We start from the raw sequence: 22,454 nt of genomic DNA on the forward strand, positions 1-22,454 counted from the left end.
CTGTGTTGTTGATGCTGGCATTTAATTTTATGTCGGTTTCAGATTTGCCGATACTTGTTGTGTGCGTTTTTTTGCTTACCTTTATCTTTGCGGTGCTAAGCAAAAGAGCTGGGATTCTTTACTATTCGTTTTCGCTCGGCTGCTTTCTTTTCCTCTTTGTTGATTACGTTATCTTTTGGGATTCGACCTCAGGATTGGAGGATTATAAGCAGGCAGTTGAACTGACTGTATATTCGTATTGGGCCGTATCTATTGGTTTTTATTGTTTTTCGTCTTCGGATCAGAAGCTGGATATCGTGTCTTCCTATTACGTGAGAAATATACGGCTCTATTATTTGTTCATTTTGTTGCTCTTGTCGGTGTTTATGATAGTGGGCGGGGGGTTGGCTTTAGCTACATTTAAATATGGAAGGCAATTTGTAGCATTGAACTCGGACGTTGGTTCTGTAGGTCGTGGTCTTCAAATTGTTTTAGCAATTGCTATTCCATTTTATGTGTCTATTTTGATTAATAAAGTTGACGTGTCTCATCGAGAAAGGTTGGGTGGTTATCTCGCTGTCATCTGTGTTGCTCTAATACTTTTCTTTCAAGGTAACCGGTACCCTATTCTTCTTTCGTTAGCCCCGTTTTTTTTGCATAGTTTTTTGGGGTTACGAAATCCTGCTCCTAAATCAATTGTCAAAATTGTGATTTTTTTGATTTTTGGGATCCTGGTCTCTAACTATGTGGTTGCATATAGGGAAGAAAGCCTCGGTGTTTCTTATTATGATAATGATAAGTATGCATTTGGGGTTTTGAAAACTGAAGGGATATTGGTTTCATCTCAAAAAATGGTTACGTATTTTGAAAATAACAGCTTTAAATATGGGGCGTCGTTATTTGCTGTTAGTGTTTTTTGGGTTCCATCTTCGCTTTGGAGAGAGAAGCCACCTCAGATTGGTTATTGGTTACCCCGTGCATATGATGGGTCGCTGTCTGAAACTCATTCATCGTCTTTTGGATATTATGGAGTTTCGTACTCTGATTTTGGTTTTTGGGGGGCCGTTTCTTTTTCGATTTTGATTGGTTTTGGCCTTGCTGTTGGGTCAAGGTTCTACTCTCGTTCTGCCTTGTCTAAGACTGGCAGGGCGTATATCGCATGCTTTCTTGTTGCCATTTCATTTTTTTTGCCTAGAGGCATTTCTACTCCATTCTTCATGGTTTGTGGCTTTTTGTTTTTTTACGGTATTTACAGTTTTGTTTATAGGGGAAGATGATGCTTGTTGTTAATATGTTTTCTGTTAAAAGTGGAGGAGGTCTTCAGAATGCACTTTCCTTTTTGTCTTCCCTGATTAATGATGATGTTCGCAGTGTTGTTGTCTGCGTTCGAGGAGGTCATGTTCATCGATACTGTGAAGAAAACAGTTTGGCGGTTTTTGCTGTCTGGCCGGGCATTCTTGGCTTTTTGCTTTTCCACTTCTTTCATGGCGCTTATTTTCGGTTTTTTTTAGGTTCTTCACTGATATTTACAATTTTTGGTCCTCCTCCATTTTTTAGTTATGGGGCAAGAACTGTATCTGGTTTTGCCTATTCGAATATTATCCAATTTGATGTAGATTTTTGGGGTTTTTTGCCTTTTAAGGAGCGCCTAGTCAAAAAAATCCAGGATTTTTTTAGGCTCACTTTTTGTCGGCGATCTGACGAGATCATAGTGGAAACAGAATTCTTGAAGGACAAGGCCCTGGGGGGGGTTTTTAGGGGAAGGATGGTTCATGTTGTAAAAATGCAGCCCAGTAATCTTCTTGCCTCTGATTCAAATGGAACTAATTTCTTTGAAGGTGTGGCAGGGAAACGGATTCTATATCTTTCTGGGCCGCACCCAAATAAAAGGATTCATCTGCTTGCAAAAGTTTTTTCCAAATTAAGTCTTCTTGATGACTACAAATTGATTATCACTTTGCCGCATGATTCTGACTATCTTCGTGTTGTTAATTCTGAGTTTTCAAAGTTCGAAGTATCTGAAAGACTGATCAATGTTGGGCCTGTCTATCAAGGGGAAATATCTGATTTAATTAGTCAGTGTGATGCGATGATTAACGTGTCTCTGCTTGAAAGTTTTAGTAATAACTGGGTTGAGTCATGGTTCTTTGAAAAGCCCCTTTTTGTAACGGATTCAGACTGGGCTTTAGCTTCGTGCCGAAAGGCGGCGTCATATATAAACCCTGAAAATCCTAATGCTGCAGCTCAAGAGATACATGGTGTTTTTACTGATGAATCATCTGTTGGTGGCTTGGTTGAAGAAGGATTAAGGATGTTGATAGAACTTGGGGTTGATGGAAGTAAATACTCTCAATATATGAATATTATTGGTTGTCACGAGAATAGAGGGAAACCATGAGATATTTTTTTGTGGTGTTGGCTGAGACTTTTTCATATTTGTTGTTTTTGCTTCCAAGGTTCCGAGTTCTTAATTTTATTAAGTCTAGTTATCTGCGAGTTGTGTGGCGGTCAAATGTTGGGCGGCGCGTGGTTTATTATCCGGGGGTCTGGATCTTTACAGGCCGTAAATTGTCACTTGGCGATGATGTTGATCTTGCAAGGGGGGTTCTTATAACTACTGACGGTGGTGTTTCTATTGGAGACAGAACTTTGATTGGTTATGGTACACAGATATTGTCCAGCAATCATAAGATTCCACCAATGCCAAATAAAATATTTTCATCTGGGCACGAGAAGAAGCCGGTAATAATAGCGGAGGATGTTTGGGTAGGTGCAAACTGCATAATTCTGCCCGGGGTTGAAATAGGCAGAGGCTCAGTTGTTGCTGCTGGAAGTGTAGTAGCCAAATGCGTTCCACCAGGTGTTGTTGTTGCGGGTGTGCCGGCACGAATTATTAAGGAAAGAACATGAAGCAAGTTCTCCAAAATATTGCTAAGGGTGGAACTGTGCTCGCCGTTTCACCAGTCCCTATTGTATCCACCCAATCAATGCTTATTTCAACTGTGTGCACGCTTATCTCAGCTGGTACCGAGCGAATGCTCGTGGACTTCGGCCGTGCTTCTTACCTTGATAAAGCCAGACAGCAGCCTGAAAAAGTAAAAATGGTTATCGAGAAGGTCCAGACGGATGGACTGATGACCACGGTTGATGCGGTGAAATCCAAACTGGCTCAGCCGTTGCCGCTGGGTTACTGCAATGTCGGAACAGTTGCCGAGATCGGTAAGGGTGTCGAAGGCTTCAAGACCGGTGACAGGGTGGTTTCCAATGGCCCGCATGCGGATGTTGTTCGTGTCAGCAAAAACCTCTGTGCCCGCATTCCGGACTCTGTGAGCAATGAAGAGGCATCGTTTGCTGTGGTGGCGAGCATTGGCCTTCAGGGTATTCGATTGGCAAACCCCACACTTGGGGAGTCGTTTGTGGTGACCGGGGTTGGTCTTATTGGCCTGCTTACGGTGCAGCTACTTCGCGCCCAGGGTTGCCGGGTGCTGGCGATTGATTTTGACGATAGCAAGCTGGCGCAGGCCAAACAGTTTGGTGCTGAGATCTGTAACCCTGCCAAAGGGCAGGACCCTGTAGAAGCAGGTATGGCATTCAGCCGTGGCAATGGTGTGGATGGAGTGATTATCACTGCGTCTACCAAGGTTAGTGATCCGGTGATTCAGGCTGCGCGGATGAGCCGCAAGCGTGGGCGTATTATCCTGGTAGGGGTGACGGGCCTTGAATTGAACCGGGCGGATTTTTACGAGAAGGAATTGTCCTTCCAGGTGTCCTGCTCCTATGGGCCAGGCCGTTATGATCCTTCCTATGAAGAGCAGGGAAATGACTACCCGTTAGGTTTTGTGCGCTGGACCGAGCAGCGTAATTTCGAGGCCGTACTGGACATGATGGCCTCAGGTCAGCTGGATGTTAAGCCGCTGATTACCCACCGCTTCGAGTTTGAAGATGCGCCCAAGGCTTATGACCAGCTTACCGCTGACAAATCTGCGCTTGGCATTATCCTCAATTACAGCAGCGCTCCGGAGAGCCGCCACATTCGCTCAGTGTCGCTTGCGGCGGATGTGAAGATTGACCCGGCCAGGCCGGTGATCGGGTTTATCGGTGCGGGTAATTATGCATCGCGGATGTTGATTCCTGCCTTCAAGGCCGCCGGTGCCCAGTTGCATACCATTTCTACCTCTGGTGGCGTGAATGGTGTGATCCATGGCGAGAAGGCCGGTTTTATCGAGGCCACTACAGACACGCAGGCCATGCTGGAGAACCCTGAGATTAATACCGTTGCTATTGTGACACGGCACAATTCCCATGCGGGGTTTGTGGTGTCGGCGCTGGAAGCAGGCAAGCATGTATTTGTCGAAAAGCCTCTGGCAGTGACTCGTGATGACCTGGATAAGGTTGAGCAGGCTTATCGTGATGAGGGTGCGAAGCCTGCCATGCTCATGGTCGGGTTTAACCGGCGCTTTTCTCCCCAGGTTCAGAAGATGAAGTCGCTGTTATCGCCTATTTCAGAGCCCAAGTCCTTCATCATGACGATGAATGCCGGGGCCATTCCTGCGGACCACTGGACTCAGGATGCCGAAGTTGGGGGCGGTCGTATTATTGGTGAGGCTTGCCACTTTATTGATCTGATGCGTTATCTGGCAGGCTCAGAGATTGTTTCAGTGCAGGCGCGTCGTATGGGAGATGCGCCTGGCGTGGCGATTACTGAAGACAAGGCGGCTATCACACTCGGGTTCGCAGATGGTTCCTTTGGCACCATTCACTATCTTGCCAATGGCGCTGCCAGCTTCCCCAAGGAGCGGGTAGAAGTGTTTGCGGGCGGCAAAGTGCTCCAGTTGGATAATTTCCGCAAGCTGCGCGGGTACGGTTGGGCCGGGTTCAAGAAAATGAATCTGTGGCGTCAGGACAAGGGGCAATCCGCCTGCGCTGCGGCGTTCCTGTCTGCCATTGAAGCGGGTGGGCCTGCGCCCATTCCGGCCGGTGAGCTGTTTGAGGTGGCTGCGGCCACGCTGGATGCGGTTGAGCAGCTGCGCAATCAATGAACCCTGTGCTTTTAAAACTGATCACCGCTTGGCGTTTGGGGCCGGTCAATATTGGCCGTGCCCTGTACTATCGGCTGGGTGTCAGGTTTGGTGTGAATCCGGTCCGGACTTTGGTTGCGCAGTCCCCAGCGGGGCCATTTTTTGTGGCTGGCGCGGTAGACTCTTCGGCAAGCAAATTGTTGTTTACGACAAAGCCATTTGGTCTTGATACAAACTTTCCATCTGAATCCGGTATTCCCCTGTGGCACAAAAGTGTCATTACCGAGCAAGAAGTGCCGTGCCTGCCCTGGTGGCAGATGCCGGACTTTATCGATGGGCTGGGGGATATCAAGGGGATTTGGGAGGCTTCACGTTTCGATTGGGTATTGGGCTTTGCCAAACAGTCGTTGGCGGGGGATGGCCAGGCGCTCAGCCAGTTGAATGCATGGCTGGCGGACTGGTCTGAAAAGAACCCTCCCTATATGGGGGCTAACTGGAAGTGCGGTCAGGAAGCCTCGATTCGCGTGATGCATCTCGCCATGGCGGCCCATTTACTGGGACAGGTGACTGAGCCCCAAGAAGGGCTGCTGGAACTTGTTCGAGTGCACTTGCAGCGTATTGCGCCAACGATTCAGTACGCTATCGCGCAGGATAACAATCATGGCACCTCAGAGGCCGCTGCGCTGTTTATCGGTGGCAGCTGGCTGATGTGCGCTAATAGCAGCGGGGATGGCGAAGCCCGACACTGGATGAATCTTGGGCGCAAGTGGTTGGAAAACCGTGCGAGACGATTGATCGAAACGGATGGCTGCTTCAGCCAGTACTCCCTGAATTATCATCGTGTGATGCTGGATAGTTACTCAATGGCCGAGCTTTGGCGCAAGGAACTGGCGCTGCCTGATTTTTCAGCTGAACTGGTGAGGCGCTTGCAGGCGGCTACCGCCTGGCTGGGTAATATGGTGTCGCCTGATGGTGGTGACACTCCGAATCTGGGAGCCAATGATGGGGCGAGGCTGTTGCCTCTGGCAGAGACGGATTACCGGGATGTTCGCCCCTCTGTTCAGTTGGCTTCGGTGCTGTTTGCTGGCAAGCGGGCGTATCAGGATTCCGGGCCCTGGGACGAGCCACTGCAACTGCTGCGAGTGCCGTTACCTGCTACAAGCGTCGATTACCGGCGTTCATGTCGGTATGACCTGGGCGGTTTTGCGGTGTTGCGTGAAGCTGTGTCGCATGAAAACCAGGCCATGCTGCTTTTCCGCTACCCCCGGTTTCGCTTTCGCCCAGGCCAGTCTGATTTGCTGCATGTGGACTTCTGGCTGGATGGCCTGAATGTGCTAAGGGATGCAGGCTCTTACAGTTATAACTGTGATGAGCCCTGGCAGAGCTACTTTCCCGGCTCTCAGGCACACAATACAGTTCAGTTTGATGGTCGGGATGCCATGCCACGGCTAAGCCGTTTTCTATTTGGCGCCTGGCCTAAGGGGCGAGGGGTGTCGGCTCTGGGTGAGAAAGACGGCTTTCAGACAATGGCGGCAGGCTATCGGGACTGGAAAGGTGCGTATCACCAGCGGGGACTGGCCTTGTCGGGCAGTGCACTTAGAGTTACTGATGACATAAAGGGCTTTGAAAAGTCTGCGGTTTTGCGTTGGCGCCTGGCTCCGGGTGAATGGCACTGGAAGGATGACTGGCTTGTAGGCTGCGGCGTACGTATTCATGTTGAAGCAGATCAGCCGCTCAAGCGCTGTGAACTTGTTGAGGGTTGGGAGTCCCGTTACTACTCCCAAAAGACCCCTCTACCGGTTCTGGAAATTGAAATGGAACAGGCCGGCAGGCTGACAACGGAATTGAGATACTGATATGCGGGTTTTGTATTTTCACCAGCATTTTTCTACCCCTAAGGGATCTACAGGGATTCGTTCCTATGAGATGGCGCGGCGATTGGTTGCCCAAGGGCATGAGGTCACGATGGTGTGTGGCTCTTATGGAGGAGGCAATACGGGCTTGAACGGCGATTTTCGTCGTGGGCGGCGCGAGGGGCGGGTTGACGGTATCGGAGTGATTGAGTTCGATCTTGCCTATTCCAACGCGGATGGCTTTATCAAGCGAGCCCTGCTGTTCCTGCTATTTGCCCTTCGTAGTGTAGGGGTGGCACTGACACACCGCTACGATGTGCTGTTTGCCACGACGACACCCTTAACGGCGGGTATTCCTGGAATATTTGCTCGCTGGCTGCGGGGTAAGCCCTTCGTTTTCGAGGTGCGTGATCTCTGGCCTGAATTGCCTCGTGAAATGGGGGTGATTACCAACCCTGTAGTGCTCTGGGCGATGGGTGTTCTTGAGTGGGTTAGCTACCGCTCTGCGCACCGGGTGATTGGATTGTCTCCGGGTATTGTCCAAGGTATTCAGCGCTGTGGTGTGCCCAGTGATCAGATTGCCATGGTGCCCAATGGCTGTGACTTCTCTATCTTCGAACAGGATGTGGACGTCTGGAGGCCGGAAGGGGTCACTGCTACTGATCTGCTGGCGGTGTTCACCGGTACCCATGGTATGGCCAATGGGCTGGACGCGGTGCTGGATGCTGCGCAACTTCTCAAAGAGCGTGGCCGTGATGATATCAAGATTGCACTGGTGGGTGATGGAAAACTCAAACCGCAGCTCATGGAGCGTGCAGCTGAGCAAGAGCTGGATAATGTGATTTTTCACGATCCGGTTAACAAGCAACGTTTGGCTGGTTTGATGAAGGCAGCAGATTTGGGCATTCAATCCCTGGCGAATGTGCCTGCCTTTTATTTTGGTACATCGCCAAACAAGTTTTTTGACTACATTTCAGCCGGTTTGCCGGTGCTGAATAATTACCCCGGTTGGCTGGCCGGGATGATCAAGGAATCCGGCTGTGGCTATGCTGTGGACGCGGATTCCGCTGAACAGTTTGCCGATGCGCTTGAGGCGGCGGCGGATAACCGGGATGAGCTGAAACGCATGGGTAAGGCGGCAAGTCAGTTGGCGCATCGTGAATTTGACCGTGATGTCCTTGGTAGCCGCTTTGTCGAGGTACTAGCAAACTCTTCCACCTTGCCCGTAACCGCGCCAGTGAAGCGGTTGGTGGATATTGTGGGGGCGGGTGCGGGGCTGCTTCTACTGGCACCTGTGATTTTGATACTGGCCTGGTTCGTGCGTCGCAAGCATGGCTCTCCGGTTTGCTTTCGCCAGGTGCGACCGGGTAAGGCGGGTAAGCCTTTCCAGATGGTCAAATTTCGCACCATGACTGATGAACGTGGTGCCGATGGTGAGTTGCTGCCAGATAGTGAGCGCCTGACCCCCTTTGGCCAGTTCCTGCGTTCCACCAGCCTTGATGAACTTCCTGAACTCTGGAATGTGCTCAAGGGTGACATGAGTTTGGTTGGCCCACGCCCCTTGCTGATGGAATATCTGCCTTTGTATTCTGAGCGCCAGTCGCGCCGCCATGAGGTGCGTCCTGGCATCACCGGCTGGGCGCAGATCAATGGCCGTAATGCCTTGAGCTGGGAAGAAAAATTCGAGCTGGATGTGTGGTATGTGGAAAACCGTACCCTGTGGCTGGATATCAAGATTCTGTTTCTCACTGTGTGGAAGGTGGTGAAGCGCGATGGCATTAGCCAGGACGGGGAAGCGACGATGACACGGTTTACCGGGAGTCCTTCCCGTGACTAGGCGACTTGGCATTATTGGTGCGGGTGGCCACGGTAAGGTGGCGGCGGAGACCGCGCTGCGTTGCGGCTGGGAAGAGGTGATTTTTTTTGATGGCCTTGCTTCCAGTGGCGCTTATGACATCAGCCACTGGTCTGTGGTTGGTGAACCTGCTTCTGCCGTTGATGTTCATTGTGATGGCTATTTTGTGGCTATTGGCAATGCGGTGCATCGTCGAACCTGGTGTGAGTGGTTGTTGAGCCATGACCTGCCCCTGGTGAGCCTGTGTGATCCTTCTGCGGTGATTAGTCAGTTTGCCCGAATTGGCGAGGGTGTGCTGGTAGTCGCTGGCGCTGTGGTGAATGTGGATGCTCGCATTGAGCGCGGGGCGATTATCAATACCGGTGCCTGCGTGGACCATGATTGCGTTATTGGTGAATACAGCCATGTATGCCCTGGTGCCGCACTGGGTGGCGAAGTCCGGGTGGGTGAATCAAGCTGGCTGGGTATTGGCTGTCAGGTAAAGCAGTGCATCAGCATTGGCCGGTCGGTGACGGTGGGGGCGGGTGCCACGGTGGTATCTGATATAGGTGATGGTTTGACGGTGGTGGGTACGCCTGCTCGTGCTGTTTAAGCTCACCCGGCCTACACTGGATTCGAGAATCATTCAGGAGCCATCCCGTGCGGAAAAGATCAAGTGATCAAGTTACTGCCTTCAAGGTAGATCAAGCTGTGGGCTCTTGGGCGATGGCTGGTGCCTGTGTCTCACCGGCTACGAAAGTAGAAATGCTTCGTATTGCGCGCGGTCAGACGTCTGGCGTTGAGTTGCAGGATGCGTTGGTAGAAAAGTACCGCCAACGATAATTGTCATCTGGAATCGACTGGCGTGTGGTTTTAGTAACGGCAATGGCTATTGCTTATGGCCTGCCAGTGGATTTTCAAAATACTGAACGGAATATTCATCTCATATGTTAAACGGCCCCTTTTCCCCTTGGCCTTCCTTTACCCCGGAAGAAGCCGATGCGGTTTCTCGCGTATTACTTTCCAACAAGGTGAATTACTGGACTGGCCAGGAAGGGCGTGAATTCGAACGCGAATTTGCCACCTTTGCCGGTACCGAGTATGCCATTGCGGTGGCCAACGGCACCCTGGCGCTGGATCTGGCCTTGCAGGGGCTGGGTATTGGTGCCGGTGATGAAGTGGTGGTGACACCGCGTACCTTCCTGGCGTCTGCCACGTCAGTGATTAATGCCGGTGCTACGCCGGTGTTTGCTGATGTGGATGCGGATACCCAGAACATTACTCCTGACACCGTTGCTGCGGTGATTACCCCGAACACCAAGGCAATTGTGTGTGTGCATCTGGCTGGTTGGCCTTGTGACATGGATGGCATGATGGCGCTGGCCGAACAGCATGGGCTGTTTGTGATTGAAGATTGTGCCCAGGCTCATGGTGCGACTTATAAAGGTAAGCCAGTGGGTGGTTTGGGCCATGTGGGCTGCTGGTCGTTTTGTCAGGACAAGATCATGAGCACCGGCGGTGAGGGTGGCATGGTCACCTGTAATGATCGTGAGCTGTGGTCGCGCATGTGGAGCTTCAAGGATCACGGCAAGAGCTGGGATGCGGTGTATGAGCGTGATCATCCGCCCGGTTTTCGCTGGTTGCATGAGTCGGTGGGCACTAACTGGCGCCTAACGGAAATGCAGTCGGCCATTGGGCGCATTCAGTTACAACGTATGGCGGAATGGACTGCTGCTCGCCAGGCACATTGCCAGGCGATTTGGGAAACGGCGGCAGCATTGCCGGGGTTGCGTGTGCCCGTTGTGCCGGCTGAGATTGGCCATGCTGGCTACAAGTGTTATGTGTTTGTGGATGAGGCCAAGCTTGCTGACGGTTGGGACCGGGATCGCATCATGAATGCTGTTGTGGCGGAAGGCGTGCCTTGTTTTTCTGGTTCCTGCTCTGAGGTGTATCTGGAGAAGGCGTTTACTGATCTTGGGCTTGGGCCGAAAGAGCGGTTGCCGGTGGCGAAGGCACTAGGTGAGTCTTCGTTGATGTTCCTGGTTCATCCGACATTGACTGAGGCTGAGATTGAGAAGACATGTGCTGTGCTTCGAGGTGTTATGGCGCAGGCTGTTTGATTTTTGTGGGTCGTGGCCCAGTAACGTACGCAGTTAAGTGCGGACCGAAGGGGGCGTCGTGGCCCGTGCTTGCATGGCGAGTGGCGGGCTGTTCGCCATGCAAGCATAGCTCCTACAGGGGATTGGTCCTGTATGTTGGTTTTGCTGATCTGATGCGTTGATGCCTCCGGGCGAGGTGATGGTGTGATTCGGTGGTGCCGGTTCTCGGCAAGTTTCCTTCTTTTTTCTTTTCTTTCCCTGTTGGTGGTGTTCCACGGCGCCTATGCCATCTTGCCGTTGGTGGCTTCGGGGCTGGCTTTGCTTTGTGTGTTTTTCTGGATAGTTAATCGCGATAGCCGGTGGCGGCTGGATCGGGAGGATGGTGCCTTTCTGTTGGCGTTGCTTGTGTTTGCCGCAGTGTGGCTCGGTGATGTTTGGCGCACTGGCGTCTGGCCGGTGGGCGAGGGTAATCAAGGGCTGTGGTTACCGTTGTGGCCTGTGCTGGCTGCGTTGGTGATGGTGGCCTGGCGGCAGGTGCCTCCACGGCCTGGTTTCTGGTGGTGGGGCGTGGCGTTCGGGGCCCTTCTGGTAGGTGGCATTGCGGCCTATGAGCATTGGTGGTTGGGGCGTTGGCGTGTGGGTAACGGGATAAACGCGATTCCCTTCGGGAATCTTGCCTTGTTGCTGGGCGCGTTGTCGTTGGCTGGATTGGTGTGCTTGCCTTCTGCTCGCTGGTGGTTGCGGTTGGCGTTTGTTTTGGCGGCAGTGGGCGGGTTATTGGCATCGGTGCTTTCCGGCACCCGGGGTGGCTGGGTGGTCTTCCCGGTGTTGGCGCTGATATTGCTGCTCGCGTTTCACGCAACCCGCCCCCGCTGGGGGGGTAGGGGAAGCATGGTGGGGCTGGTGGCTGTTCTTGTGGCGGTGCTGTTGGCAATGTCGCTGATGCCTGGCGTGCCAGTGAAAGGGCGGCTTAGCCAGGGGGTGGCGAATTTGCAGGAATATGCCGGTGGCGATGCCGGGTCATCTCTGGGTGTGCGTCTGGAAATGTGGCGTGCGGGGTGGCAGCTGATCACGCTCCGGCCAGGGCTGGGTTGGGGGGAAGGGCGGCTGGAGGCGCAGCGTGATGCGTGGGTAGAGGAAGGTCGCTTTCATTCAGGGATTAGCCGTTATGACCAGTTGCATAGTGATCTGGTGGATACCTTTGCCCGGCGGGGAGTGCCGGGGCTGTTGTCGCTGATGGCCTTGTATGGGGTGCCGTTGTGGTTGTTCTGGCGACATTGGCGCAGGGGTGGCGATGAGCAAGCCAGGGCCTTGGCGTTGTGTGGTGTGTTGATTGTCGTGGGGTTTGTCGGGTTTGGGCTAAGTCAGTCCATGTTGCGGGATGTGCGGGGCTTATCGGGGTATCTGGGGCTGATTGTGGGGTGTTGGTGTCTGCTCAAGGGGCGCCGCAGTTCTGTGCCGGGTGGGGGGTGAATCACGGTGGCGGGTTTTTGTGGAAGGTTGTCGGGTTCGCTTGCAGGCAAGCTCCTACAGTTATGGGGTTGTAGGGGATCATTCCACTACTGTTAGCAGGGGGTATTCCTTGCGTATGCCGTGTTGGGGGTAATCGGCTACGGCTATGCGGACGTCTTCGTAGCCGAAGGCGTCTGCCAGTTGGCGCGCATGCTCCCAGCTGTTGGCGGGGTAGGGTTTGGAGGTGAGCTCTACGGTGTCGCCGCTGCTGAAGGTGTGGCGGAAGCTGGCTCGGTAGAGAGGCATGGTGGTCCTTGGTGTGTGTTGTTTGATGTGTTGGTGGTTTGGTGGGCGCTGTATTTTGGTGTCCCGAGTCCCGTTCCTTGTATATTGCATCGCGGTAGGGGGCTGCTTGCAGCCGAACTTGCTTGCAAGGTCAATCGTGGGGGTTCGCTTGCAAGCAAGCTCCTACAGGTGGAAGGCCTTAGGGTAGTGGCTTTGGCATGTGTTGGCTGTCGGTGAAAGGCGGGAGCATTTGTAGGTTTTTGCTGACATGGCGGTTGGAGGTTGGGCTGGCTGCTTTGTAATCAATCGCAAAATACGGCGGAGTTGCTGGCGTCCCTGCAGACCCGGTTGGCTTGAAGTGACTATAGTAAGTGTCGAATACTTGTTGTGAATTGTATTCATAAGACGAATGACCATTGGATAATGCTAAAAAGCGCTTATAATGCTGGCCCGATTCTGGGATGTGCGTTCTGTCACATTTGATCGGTTAGACTTTTGCGCTGACGCTGGCCAGCTTGGTCACATGGATGGACCCGATGCCTTCTACAATACTGTACCCCTCGGTTTACAGACTGATCTCCCTCTCTCGCCGGTCAAAGCGTGCAGTGATGCTTACTGCAGATGTATTGGCCGCGCCGCTGCTGGTCTGGTTGGCGTTTTCGTTGCGTTTCAATTCGTTTACTCCGCCGATTCATGACCTCTGGATTTTCCTGGCTGCGCCGTTGGTGTTGATCCCGGCCCTGTATATGGCAGGGTTCTACAAGTCCATCGTGCGTTACCTGGGCGCGGAAGTGGCCTGGTCCATGATGACGGGGGTATTTTCCTCTGTGGTGGTGCTGGCTGCGGCGTCTTACATGATTCCGGATGCTGCGGTACCCCGCTCGGTGTTTCTGATCTGGGGCATGCTTGCGCTGTTGTACCTGGGTGGCAGTCGTTTCGTGATGCGGCGTTTCCTGGTATATGTGCTGGGTGGAGCCTTGAATCGCCAGCCTGTGGCTGTGTTTGGTGCCGGTGGTGCCGGTGCCCAACTGGTGGCTGGCCTGCAGTCCAGTGCAGAAATGTTCGCCGCTATGGTGGTGGATGATGCCTATAACAAGCAGGGCACCTTGCTGGCCGGGGTGCCAGTGGTGGATCGCAAGGCGCTGGAGAAAGCCTGCCGTCGCGGCAAGGTGACTTCGGTATTGTTGGCGGTGCCGTCGTTGAGCCGCTCCCAGCGAATGGCCATTGTGCGTTGGCTGGAAACCCTGAATGTGAAGGTGCAGACGGTGCCGGCGTTCAGTGATATCGCCAGCGGCAAGGCGCGTATCGAAGAAATCAAGGATGTGTCCATTGAGGACTTGCTGGGCCGGGATTCGGTGCCGCCCAAACAGGAGTTGCTGCATCGCTGTATCAGCGGCAAGCATGTGTTGGTTACCGGTGCCGGCGGTTCTATCGGCAGCGAGTTGTGTCGCCAGATTCTGAAGCTGAAGCCTTCCTGCCTGATTCTGTTTGAGCAGAGCGAGTTGAGCCTGTACGCCATAGAGAAAGAGATGGCGGCCTATATTGACGCCAAGGGGCTTCAGGTGGAGCTGTTTCCCATGCTGGGCTCGGTGGTGAACCGGGGGCATGTCGAGCGGGTGTGCCGGGAATATCGCGTGGATACGGTTTATCACGCTGCCGCCTACAAGCATGTGCCGATTGTGGAAGCCAACCCCTCAGCGGGTGTCCGGAATAATATTCTGGGTACGCTGGAGGCAGCCCAGGGCGCAGAAGCGGCCGGTGTGAAGCACTTTATTCTGGTGTCCACCGACAAGGCAGTGCGCCCCACCAATGTGATGGGGGCGACCAAGCGTTTTGCCGAAATGGTGCTGCAGGCCATGGCAGACCGTGGCTCCGGGACGGTGTTTTCCATGGTGCGCTTTGGGAATGTGCTGGGCTCTTCCGGCTCGGTGGTGCCGCTGTTCCGGGAGCAGATTCAGCGCGGTGGGCCGCTGACGGTGACCCACCCGGATGTGATCCGTTATTTCATGACCATCCCCGAAGCCTCCCAGCTGGTGATTCAGGCGGGGGCCATGGCCAAGGGCGGGGAAGTCTTTGTGCTGGACATGGGCGAACCCGTTCGGATTTTGGATCTGGCGAGCACCATGGTGCATCTGATGGGGCTCTCGGTAAGGGATGAAGAGAACCCCAATGGTGATATCGAAATCACCTATACCGGCCTACGCCCGGGCGAAAAGCTTTATGAGGAGCTGCTGATCGGTGAGTGTAGTGTGGGCACCGAGCATGAAATGATCATGCGGGCCACCGAAGAGCGGCTGAGCTGGGATGAAATCCTGTTTGCCCTGGAGTCGTTCCGCAAGGCCCTGGAGAAGGGCGATAAAGTGGCGCTGAAATCCTTGTTGTGCAGCTATGTGGCCGGGTATCAACCGGGCACCAATGGTAGTCGTTCGCTGGAAAGCATGCAGACCCGGGAACTGCCCAGGCTGGTGTCGGATAATCGGGCTCTGGCGGACTGAGTCCATCAAGACCGTTGGAGCCATACTTAAAGGGCGAAGGTTTGAAGCTGATCGCCTTTCGCCTTGCGAGCAAGGCTCCAACGGGTTGGTTTTGCTGCCTCTGCGGCTCTTTGCTTATAGCTATTTCGAATTGAATTCCCCTTCTTATATATCCTTTTCCCTGTAAAATGCCCTTTTTCTGCGCAACCCATGGCCCGTTGGCCTTCTGAGGGAATTCGCCCCGTGAATATGGATATCCTGATAACACTGCTGATTGTGGTCTCGGTGCTGGGCGCGCTGGCCAGTAATCGGGTGCCGGCGGATATCACCATGATGGCTGCGCTGGTGATGGTGTTGGTCACCGGGGTGGTGTCTCCCGGTGAGGCGCTGTCCGGCTTTGCCAACCCGGGGTTGATGACCATTGCGGCTCTTTATGTGGTGGCGGCGGCCTTGCGGGATACCGGGGCCATTTACTGGGTGGCGCACCGTCTACTCGGCCAGCCGAAATCCGTGTTTGCCAGCCAGTTGCGGCTGGTGGCGCCGGCGTCCTTGCTGAGTGCCTTCCTGAACAACACCACTGTGGTGGCGATGATGATTCCGGCAGTGCAGGAGTGGGCCCAGCGCCTGCGTCTGTCTGCGTCGAAGCTGCTGTTGCCGCTGAGTTATGCGGCCATTCTCGGTGGCACCTGTACCCTGATCGGCACCAGTACCAACCTGGTGGTGGATGGTCTGGTGCAGGAAAGGGGCATGGAGGCCTTCGGAATCTTTGATGTGGCCTGGGTGGGCATCCCGGTATTGCTGGGAGGGGCTGCGTTCCTGTTGCTGGCGGGCCGTTTTCTGCTACCTGAGCGTGAGGGCATGGTGGAGCAGTGGGAACATGGCCGCGAATACCATGTGGAGATGCTGGTAGCGAAGGGCAGTCCGTTGGCAGGGCGCTCCATTCAGGATGCCGGGTTGCGTAATCTGACTTATGGCTATCTCACTGAGATCCAGCGAGGTGAGCGCCTGTTCCCGGCGGTGGGGCCGGAGATGACTCTGCAGGAAGGGGACCTGCTGGCCTTTGTCGGTGTGCCTGAATGTGCCAGGGAGCTGCAGCGTATCAATGGTCTGCAGGCCGCTCATGGCGGAGCGCACAAGCTGGCGCTGAATAATCACCAGCGGCATCTGGTGGAAGTGGTGTTGAGCCCGGAGTTCCCGGGTATCGGCAAGACCGTAAAGGAAACCGGCTTCCGTACCCGTTATCAGGCTGCCATTCTCAGTATCAGCCGTAGTGGTCAGCGGTTGCCCGGCAAGGTCGGAGAGCTGGTGTTGAAGGTGGGTGATACCCTGCTGTTGGAAACCAGCGAGCAGTTTGTGGAGCAGTATCGCTACCGCCGGGATTTCATGCTGGTCAGCCCACTGAAAGATTCCACGCCCCCGGATTTCCGCCGTGCACCGGTTGCTGTCGGGGTGCTGGTGGCCATGGTAATGGCCAATGTACTGGGGCTGGCGTCGACCCTGGAGGCCGCCATGCTGGCCGCAGGTCTGCTGCTGGTAACCCGCTGTGTCACGGTAAACCGCTCGCGCATGAATGTGAGTGTGAATCTGCCGGTATTGGTAGTGATCGGCGCCTCTTTTGCGCTGGGCCGTGCCATGGAAAGCAGCGGCGCTGCCGCCTGGATTGTGGAGCAGGTGATTCCGGACAGCGGACTATCCCCCTGGCTGGCGCTGGTGATTGTCTACCTGCTGACCGCCATGTTCACCGAGATGATCACCAATAACGCCGCTGCAGTGCTGGTCTTCCCCATCGCTCTGGGTGTAGCGGAACAACTGGGCGTCAGCCCCATGCCCTTCATCGTCGCCGTCATGTTCGCCGCCTCAGCCAGCTTCATGACACCTCTGGGCTACCAGACCAACCTGATGGTAATGGGCCCGGGGGGTTATACCTTCCGCGATTACCTGAAAATCGGGTTTCCGATGAGTGTGGTGGTGGCAGTGATTACGTTGACGGTGATTCCGATGGTTTGGGGGTTCTGATTATTCTCTCCAAAAGTTGCAACCGCATTGACCTAGAAGAGCTGGAATGGCGCTGAAGTACAGGGCAGAAATTGATGGGCTGCGTTTTGTGGCAGTGGCGCTTGTGCTGCTTGCTCATCTGGATATTGGCGCTTTCTCCGGCGGCTTTGTCGGCGTGGATGTGTTCTTTGTAATCTCTGGTTATTTGATCACAGGTATCGTCGCCAAAGAGGTTCGCCAAGGGACGTTTTCCTTTGGCAGCTTCTACCAACGCCGGGTAATTCGGCTGGCACCAGCCTATTTTCTGGTCTTGTTGGCAACCAGTGTGCTTGCCGGCATATACATGTTGCCGGCGGAGCTGGTCGATTATTCGCGTAGCGTGATTTATTCAACCCTTTTTGCCGCCAATTTCTACATGTGGGATGCCGTTGGTGGCTATTTCGGGTCAGGGGCAGACACCACGCCACTGCTGCATTTGTGGTCTCTGGCGGTCGAAGAGCAGTTCTATCTGGTCTGGCCGACGCTATTGCTGTTAGCTGTGGCCGGGTTTCCCCGTCGCCTTCTGCTGGTTGTGATTGCGATTACGCTGGCGGCGTTGATGGTTTCACATTGGGGGGCTCTGCATTACAAAGCCGCCACCTATTATCTTATGCCGACTCGTGCGTTTGAGCTTTTGTTGGGCGCGGTTCTGGTTCTTTTGCCTGTGAGTTGGTTGAGCAGGATCAATGGTGTGGTTGCAAGTGCACTGGTGCTGTTTGGGCTTCTACTAATCGGGTACGGGGCGGTCGCTTTTGGTGATGAAACCGTGTTTCCCGGTTTGAATGCGCTGTTTCCCTGTGTTGGTACCCTGCTTGTCATTTTGTTTTCAGGGACAAGGGAGCCTGTCAGTAGGTTGTTGCTGTCTAATCCGGTGTCTGTTTTTTTGGGGAAAGTATCTTACCCCGCCTACCTATGGCATTGGCCGCTGATCGCGTTTCTTAATCTGCAACTGGTGCCGCTTACTTTGCCGGTGAGTGTGGCTGTGTTCCTGGGCACTTTCCTATTGGCAGCCTTGACCTATCTTTATGTCGAAAAGCCTTTTGTGGTATTGAGATCGGCATCATGGAAAAAGGTTGTGGGGTATCTTTTTGTATTGCCAGCCGTTTTCATGATTGCTATCGCGATCGTTACTATTCACTTCCGGGGTTTTCCTGGCCTGGTAGACTCACGACTCGCTGTTATGGTGGAGGCGGTTTCTACGCCCGCCCACCAGGTGAGAGAAGGGTGTATTGAGGGGCCGGTCGCAAGCCCCCTGGGGCGGGATAAATGTGGAATCGGTGTGGACAAGGGAGCCGTTGATGCCTTGCTGGTTGGTGACTCCCATGCTAATCACTTCTCTGGTTTTGTGGATGTTTTGCTTTCTGAGGCAAATGTGCGGGGCTACGAGATTACACAGAGCCGGACCCCGTTGATGCTGGATGTGGATTTCTATTATCAGCAGGATGGTGATTGGGTGCGTTATGACGCATTTTCGGAACGCAACTCTTACCTCGAAAATACGCTTCTGCCTGAAGGGTTCAAGTATGTGATCCTGGGAGGCAGTTTCAGTCGTTATATGAATAAGGGTATGTTTGCTCCGCAGGGGCAGCCCCTTGTGGCTGACCTGGAAGAATCCAATCAGGTTTTTGCTGTATCAATGGCGAAGACGCTCGATCGTATTCTGGAGCAAGGCAGTATTCCGGTGATTATCAAAGGGACGCCTTATTTTCCCGATGACATTTCCTCCTGTGCATTGAATAACCTGCGTTTTTCCCTGGATCAGGATTGCAGGATGACTCGGGATGACTATCTGGAAGACTATCAGCGCTGGTCTGCACTACTGGCTGATTTGAAGCTGCGCTTCCCGGAAATTATTATCATCGATCCGGCCAGCGTGATGTGTGATGCAGATTATTGTTATTCGGAAATGAACGGCTTGCCGTTATATCGTGATGCGGGTCATCTGAATTATCCCGGCTCGGAGTTTGTGGGTCGGATGTACCTTGAGAAATTCGAGAATCCGTTTTCCCTTGAAGTGGGAAAAGTGGCTGATTGATGTTTTTGACTGTTATTTTTTAGGAGCTCCCATGGTTGAGAAGTCCCCTTACCAGGAACGTGAAAACGAATCCAAAGCCCACGTCGTGTGGCATGAGTCCAATGTGACCAAGGCTGACCGTGCCAAGGTGAAGGATCAGAAGCCCAAGTGTATTTGGCTGACCGGTCTGTCCGGTTCCGGCAAGTCTACGCTGGCGAATGCGCTGGAAGTGGCGCTGACTGAGCAGGGTAAGCATACCTATCTGCTGGATGGCGATAACGTGCGTCATGGCCTGAACAAGAATCTGGGCATGAGCGATGAAGACCGTACCGAGAACATCCGTCGTGTTTCCGAAGTGGCCAAGCTGATGGTGGATGCGGGCCTGATCGTTGTAACTGCCTTTATCAGCCCGTTCCGCGCAGACCGCGATGCCGCCCGTGAGTTGTTCGAAGACGGTGAATTTGTCGAGGTGTTCGTGGACGCGCCGCTGGAAGAGTGCGAAAAGCGTGATCCCAAGGGCCTGTATCAGAAGGCGCGCCAGGGCATCATCAAGGAATTCACCGGTATCGACAGCCCCTACGAGGCGCCGGCGAAGCCGGAAGTGGTGATCAACACCGCGGAGAACGATATCGAAGCCTGCGTGAAGCAGCTGATCGCGGCGATCGTCTAAGCCTCGACGGCCCGGTTTGTAACTGTAGGAGCTATGCTTGCATGGCGAACCACCTCCCAATGCCTCAAGCATAGCTTTAACGGCGGGATACTCTCCCGCGGGTTGCAATAAGCAGCTCTGTAGACAAGGACATTGACATGGATCGTCAAGATAAAGGCCCCTCTGGGGCCTTTCCTTTTGTGCGGCACCACGGTGCTGTCAGCGGTGTCACCGGCTCCGCCCATGAGTGGGTGGTGAGCGACAGCGCGTCGGTGCTGATTGATTGCGGCCTCTTTCAGGGGCGGGATACCGGCCCCGGCGGCGCCAGTGCCGGGGAGCTGGCCATCGATTTCGATATCTACCGGCTCCAGGCGCTGGTACTGACTCATGTGCATATCGACCATGTGGGCCGGGTGCCATGGCTGTTGGCCGCCGGGTTTCAGGGGCCGATTTATTGCAGCCTGCCTTCTGCAAAACTGCTGCCCATTGTGCTTGAAGATGCGTTTCGGCTGGGTATCAGCCGTCAGCCGGATCAGGTGGAGCGTTTCCTGGCAGTGCTGGAGCAGCGGCTGGTGCCGCTTCCCTACGACCATTGGCACGCCATTGAGTGTGCGGATGGCAGTGAGGTGGAGATCTGCCTGCAGCGTGCGGGCCATATTCTTGGCTCCGCTTACGTGGCCTGCCGTTACTGTGGCGATCATGTCACGGTGTTCTCCGGTGATCTGGGGGCCTCCCATGCGCCGATCCTGCCGCCACCCACATCCCCCGAGGGAGCGGATGTACTGGTGATTGAGAGCACCTACGGGGACCGTCGGCATGAGGGCAGGGCAGCCCGGCGCCAGCGGCTGGAGGTAATGCTGGTAAGGGCCTTGGCTGACAAGGGGACTTTGCTGATCCCGGCGTTCAGTATCGGGCGCACCCAGGAGCTGCTTTACGAGCTCGAGGAGATCATCCACGAGAACCGGCAGCGCGCCATGCATCCCTTCCTGGATTGGGATGAACTGCCCATTGTGCTGGATTCGCCCCTTGCCAGCCGTTTCACTCGGGTCTATCGAGAGCTGTCGCCTTACTGGGAAGATGAAGCCCGTGAGCGGCTGGCGGACGGGCGCCGTCCGCTGGCGTTTGATCAGCTGCTGACGGTAGATGGTCATGAGGCTCATATGCGCATGGTGCACCATCTGGCGGAGAGTGCCCGGCCGGCAGTGGTGATTGCTGCCAGCGGCATGTGCGCCGGTGGACGGATCGTCAATTACCTGAGGGCGATGCTGGGCGACCAGCGCCACAATGTGCTGTTTGTGGGGTATCAGGCCGCGGGAACGCCGGGGCGCGAGATTCAGAGGGTCGGGCGGGGCGGTCGGGTGCGCCTGGAAGGTGAGGACGTTGCCATTCGGGCAGGGGTGGACACCATTAGCGGTTACTCCGCCCACGCAGATCAACAGGACCTGCTGGATTTCGTCAGTGGCATGGGGCGCTGGCCCGGTGTGATCCGGATCGTGCACGGCGATGAGTCGGCCAAGCGAGCGTTGGCTGAAAAAATGGCATCGCTATACCAGCGGCGCGGCCTGGCTGTGGATTTGCTGACACCGGGAGCGTGAGGGAGTTTGCCGCCAGCTAACCCCTTGAGGTCCGCTGTTGCACCTGCGATGTGCCATATGCAGAAACGCTGCTAATCAGAGATAATGCCCCTGGCTGGTCGTGTTCGCCTGGTCATTCAGAGTAAAAAGAGAGGTTCGGCTGTGAAAAGTATTCTCGTGACGGGCGGTGCAGGCTATATCGGTTCCCATACCGTGTTGTTGCTGCTGGAAGCGGGCTATCCGGTGGTTGTGCTGGATAACTTGAGCAACAGTAGCCGCGAAAGCCTGGTCCGTGTGGAGCGACTGACTGGCAAGACAGTGACCTTTGTCCAGGGTGATATACGGGATGCCACCTGTCTGGACGCTCTGTTTGCCGAGCATGATGTGCGGGCGGTGATCCATTTTGCGGGCCTGAAAGCGGTGGGGGAGTCGGTTGATGAGCCCCTGCGCTACTATGATTGCAATGTGACCGGCACACTGACATTGCTTGAGGCCATGGAGCGTGCAGAGGTGCGGACTATGGTGTTCAGCTCCTCGGCAACGGTCTATGGCGACCCGGCGACGGTCCCCATTCGTGAAGATTTCCCGCTGAGTGCAACCAACCCTTATGGGGCAACCAAGCTACATATCGAAGATATGTTGCGGGATCTCTATAAAAGCAATGATCAGTGGAATATCGCCTTGCTGCGCTACTTTAACCCTGTAGGTGCCCATGAAAGCGGTGATATCGGTGAAGATCCCAATGGCATTCCCAATAATCTCATGCCTTTTGTGGCCCAGGTTGCTATTGGCAAGCGCGAGAAATTGAACGTGTTTGGTGGAGATTACCCTACCCACGACGGCACCGGGGTGCGTGATTACATCCACGTGATGGATCTTGCCGAGGGGCATCTGGCGGCACTGCAGGCGTTGGAGAAAGCCGGGGGCTTAATTACGACCAACCTGGGAACGGGACGTGGGTATAGCGTACTTGAGATGATCGAGGCTTTTTCCAGGGCTTCCGGCCGTGACGTTCCTTATCAGGTTGTGGAACGTCGCCCCGGTGATGTGGCGACCTGTTATGCGGACCCGGCCCATGCCAGCAATGTACTTGGCTGGAGGGCATCACGGGGTATCGACGCCATGTGCGAGGATCACTGGCGCTGGCAGGACAAGAATCCGAATGGATATGGTGACTGATTCTTACTGG

The 22,454-nt window shown here is 54.4% G+C and carries 16 protein-coding genes; 15 read left to right on the forward strand and 1 reads right to left on the reverse strand.

All coding sequences use genetic code 11. From position 1 onward, the window contains the following. Positions 1-11 precede the first annotated feature (11 nt). From KZ772_RS00910 to KZ772_RS00950, 9 genes are all read left to right on the forward strand, one after another. Entirely contained in the window at positions 12-1,256 is a 1,245-nt protein-coding gene (locus KZ772_RS00910; protein WP_290538039.1) for a hypothetical protein, read from the forward strand. Beyond that, entirely contained in the window at positions 1,253-2,377 is a 1,125-nt protein-coding gene (locus KZ772_RS00915) for a glycosyltransferase (RefSeq protein ID WP_290538040.1), read from the forward strand. Before KZ772_RS00910 ends, KZ772_RS00915 begins: the two co-directional genes overlap by 4 nt. Continuing rightward, a complete protein-coding gene (locus KZ772_RS00920; RefSeq protein ID WP_290538041.1) occupies positions 2,374-2,889 on the forward strand; it encodes an acyltransferase in 516 nt (171 codons plus the stop codon). The genes KZ772_RS00915 and KZ772_RS00920 overlap by 4 nt, the downstream gene beginning before the upstream one ends. Continuing rightward, positions 2,886-5,018 carry a bi-domain-containing oxidoreductase gene (locus KZ772_RS00925; RefSeq protein ID WP_290538042.1) on the forward strand — a complete coding sequence of 711 codons (2,133 nt, stop codon included), beginning with the start codon at positions 2,886-2,888 and terminating at the stop codon, positions 5,016-5,018. The genes KZ772_RS00920 and KZ772_RS00925 overlap by 4 nt, the downstream gene beginning before the upstream one ends. Further along, positions 5,015-6,853 carry an alginate lyase family protein gene (locus KZ772_RS00930; RefSeq protein WP_290538043.1) on the forward strand — a complete coding sequence of 613 codons (1,839 nt, stop codon included), beginning with the start codon at positions 5,015-5,017 and terminating at the stop codon, positions 6,851-6,853. Before KZ772_RS00925 ends, KZ772_RS00930 begins: the two co-directional genes overlap by 4 nt. A gap of 1 nt (position 6,854) precedes the next feature. After that, the gene (locus KZ772_RS00935) at positions 6,855-8,687 is read left to right on the forward strand and encodes a sugar transferase (RefSeq protein WP_290538044.1); all 1,833 of its coding nucleotides are present in this window, start codon (positions 6,855-6,857) and stop codon (positions 8,685-8,687) included. Next, complete coding sequence (locus KZ772_RS00940; protein ID WP_290538045.1) at positions 8,680-9,297, forward strand: NeuD/PglB/VioB family sugar acetyltransferase; 618 nt, start codon at positions 8,680-8,682, stop codon at positions 9,295-9,297. The genes KZ772_RS00935 and KZ772_RS00940 overlap by 8 nt, the downstream gene beginning before the upstream one ends. A gap of 334 nt (positions 9,298-9,631) precedes the next feature. Next, the gene (locus tag KZ772_RS00945; protein WP_290538046.1) at positions 9,632-10,804 is read left to right on the forward strand and encodes a DegT/DnrJ/EryC1/StrS aminotransferase family protein; all 1,173 of its coding nucleotides are present in this window, start codon (positions 9,632-9,634) and stop codon (positions 10,802-10,804) included. Between the two features lie 183 nt (positions 10,805-10,987). Beyond that, entirely contained in the window at positions 10,988-12,256 is a 1,269-nt protein-coding gene (locus KZ772_RS00950) for an O-antigen ligase family protein (protein ID WP_290538047.1), read from the forward strand. A 78-nt stretch (positions 12,257-12,334) separates the two neighbouring features. Here KZ772_RS00950 and KZ772_RS00955 read toward each other — a convergent pair whose 3' ends face one another. Beyond that, positions 12,335-12,541, reverse strand: coding sequence for a hypothetical protein (locus KZ772_RS00955; protein WP_290538048.1), 207 nt, complete (start codon positions 12,539-12,541; stop codon positions 12,335-12,337). Between the two features lie 587 nt (positions 12,542-13,128). Here KZ772_RS00955 and KZ772_RS00960 point away from each other — a divergent pair. The 6 genes from KZ772_RS00960 (at position 13,129) to galE (ending at position 22,444) form a co-directional block, all read left to right on the forward strand. Next, positions 13,129-15,015 carry a nucleoside-diphosphate sugar epimerase/dehydratase gene (locus tag KZ772_RS00960; protein WP_290538049.1) on the forward strand — a complete coding sequence of 629 codons (1,887 nt, stop codon included), beginning with the start codon at positions 13,129-13,131 and terminating at the stop codon, positions 15,013-15,015. A 222-nt stretch (positions 15,016-15,237) separates the two neighbouring features. Beyond that, complete coding sequence (locus KZ772_RS00965) at positions 15,238-17,010, forward strand: SLC13 family permease (protein ID WP_290538050.1); 1,773 nt, start codon at positions 15,238-15,240, stop codon at positions 17,008-17,010. A 46-nt stretch (positions 17,011-17,056) separates the two neighbouring features. Then, on the forward strand, positions 17,057-19,063 hold the full coding sequence (locus KZ772_RS00970) for an acyltransferase family protein (protein ID WP_290538051.1): 2,007 nt from the start codon (positions 17,057-17,059) through the stop codon (positions 19,061-19,063). A 31-nt stretch (positions 19,064-19,094) separates the two neighbouring features. Further along, on the forward strand, positions 19,095-19,712 hold the full coding sequence (gene cysC, locus KZ772_RS00975; RefSeq protein WP_290538052.1) for an adenylyl-sulfate kinase: 618 nt from the start codon (positions 19,095-19,097) through the stop codon (positions 19,710-19,712). Between the two features lie 137 nt (positions 19,713-19,849). Then, on the forward strand, positions 19,850-21,286 hold the full coding sequence (locus tag KZ772_RS00980) for an MBL fold metallo-hydrolase (protein ID WP_290538053.1): 1,437 nt from the start codon (positions 19,850-19,852) through the stop codon (positions 21,284-21,286). A 141-nt stretch (positions 21,287-21,427) separates the two neighbouring features. After that, positions 21,428-22,444, forward strand: a complete 1,017-nt coding sequence (galE, locus tag KZ772_RS00985) for a UDP-glucose 4-epimerase GalE (RefSeq protein ID WP_290538054.1) — start codon at positions 21,428-21,430, stop codon at positions 22,442-22,444. The last annotated feature ends 10 nt before the right edge of the window (positions 22,445-22,454 follow it).

The sequence above is a fragment of the Alcanivorax sp. genome (assembly GCF_019431375.1).
In the GTDB taxonomy this organism is placed as follows: domain Bacteria; phylum Pseudomonadota; class Gammaproteobacteria; order Pseudomonadales; family Alcanivoracaceae; genus Alcanivorax; species Alcanivorax jadensis_A.

What these genes read in the sequence shown, in the direction of transcription:
- KZ772_RS00910 (WP_290538039.1), top strand. Translation starts at nt 12, where the DNA reads ATGCTGGCATTTAATTTTATGTCGGTTTCAGATTTGCCGATACTTGTT.
- KZ772_RS00915 (WP_290538040.1), top strand. Translation starts at nt 1,253, where the DNA reads ATGATGCTTGTTGTTAATATGTTTTCTGTTAAAAGTGGAGGAGGTCTT.
- KZ772_RS00920 (WP_290538041.1), top strand. Translation starts at nt 2,374, where the DNA reads ATGAGATATTTTTTTGTGGTGTTGGCTGAGACTTTTTCATATTTGTTG.
- KZ772_RS00925 (WP_290538042.1), top strand. Translation starts at nt 2,886, where the DNA reads ATGAAGCAAGTTCTCCAAAATATTGCTAAGGGTGGAACTGTGCTCGCC.
- KZ772_RS00930 (WP_290538043.1), top strand. Translation starts at nt 5,015, where the DNA reads ATGAACCCTGTGCTTTTAAAACTGATCACCGCTTGGCGTTTGGGGCCG.
- KZ772_RS00935 (WP_290538044.1), top strand. Translation starts at nt 6,855, where the DNA reads ATGCGGGTTTTGTATTTTCACCAGCATTTTTCTACCCCTAAGGGATCT.
- KZ772_RS00945 (WP_290538046.1), top strand. Translation starts at nt 9,632, where the DNA reads ATGTTAAACGGCCCCTTTTCCCCTTGGCCTTCCTTTACCCCGGAAGAA.
- KZ772_RS00955 (WP_290538048.1), bottom strand. Translation starts at nt 12,541, where the DNA reads ATGCCTCTCTACCGAGCCAGCTTCCGCCACACCTTCAGCAGCGGCGAC.
- KZ772_RS00960 (WP_290538049.1), top strand. Translation starts at nt 13,129, where the DNA reads ATGCTTACTGCAGATGTATTGGCCGCGCCGCTGCTGGTCTGGTTGGCG.
- KZ772_RS00970 (WP_290538051.1), top strand. Translation starts at nt 17,057, where the DNA reads ATGGCGCTGAAGTACAGGGCAGAAATTGATGGGCTGCGTTTTGTGGCA.
- cysC (WP_290538052.1), top strand. Translation starts at nt 19,095, where the DNA reads ATGGTTGAGAAGTCCCCTTACCAGGAACGTGAAAACGAATCCAAAGCC.
- KZ772_RS00980 (WP_290538053.1), top strand. Translation starts at nt 19,850, where the DNA reads ATGGATCGTCAAGATAAAGGCCCCTCTGGGGCCTTTCCTTTTGTGCGG.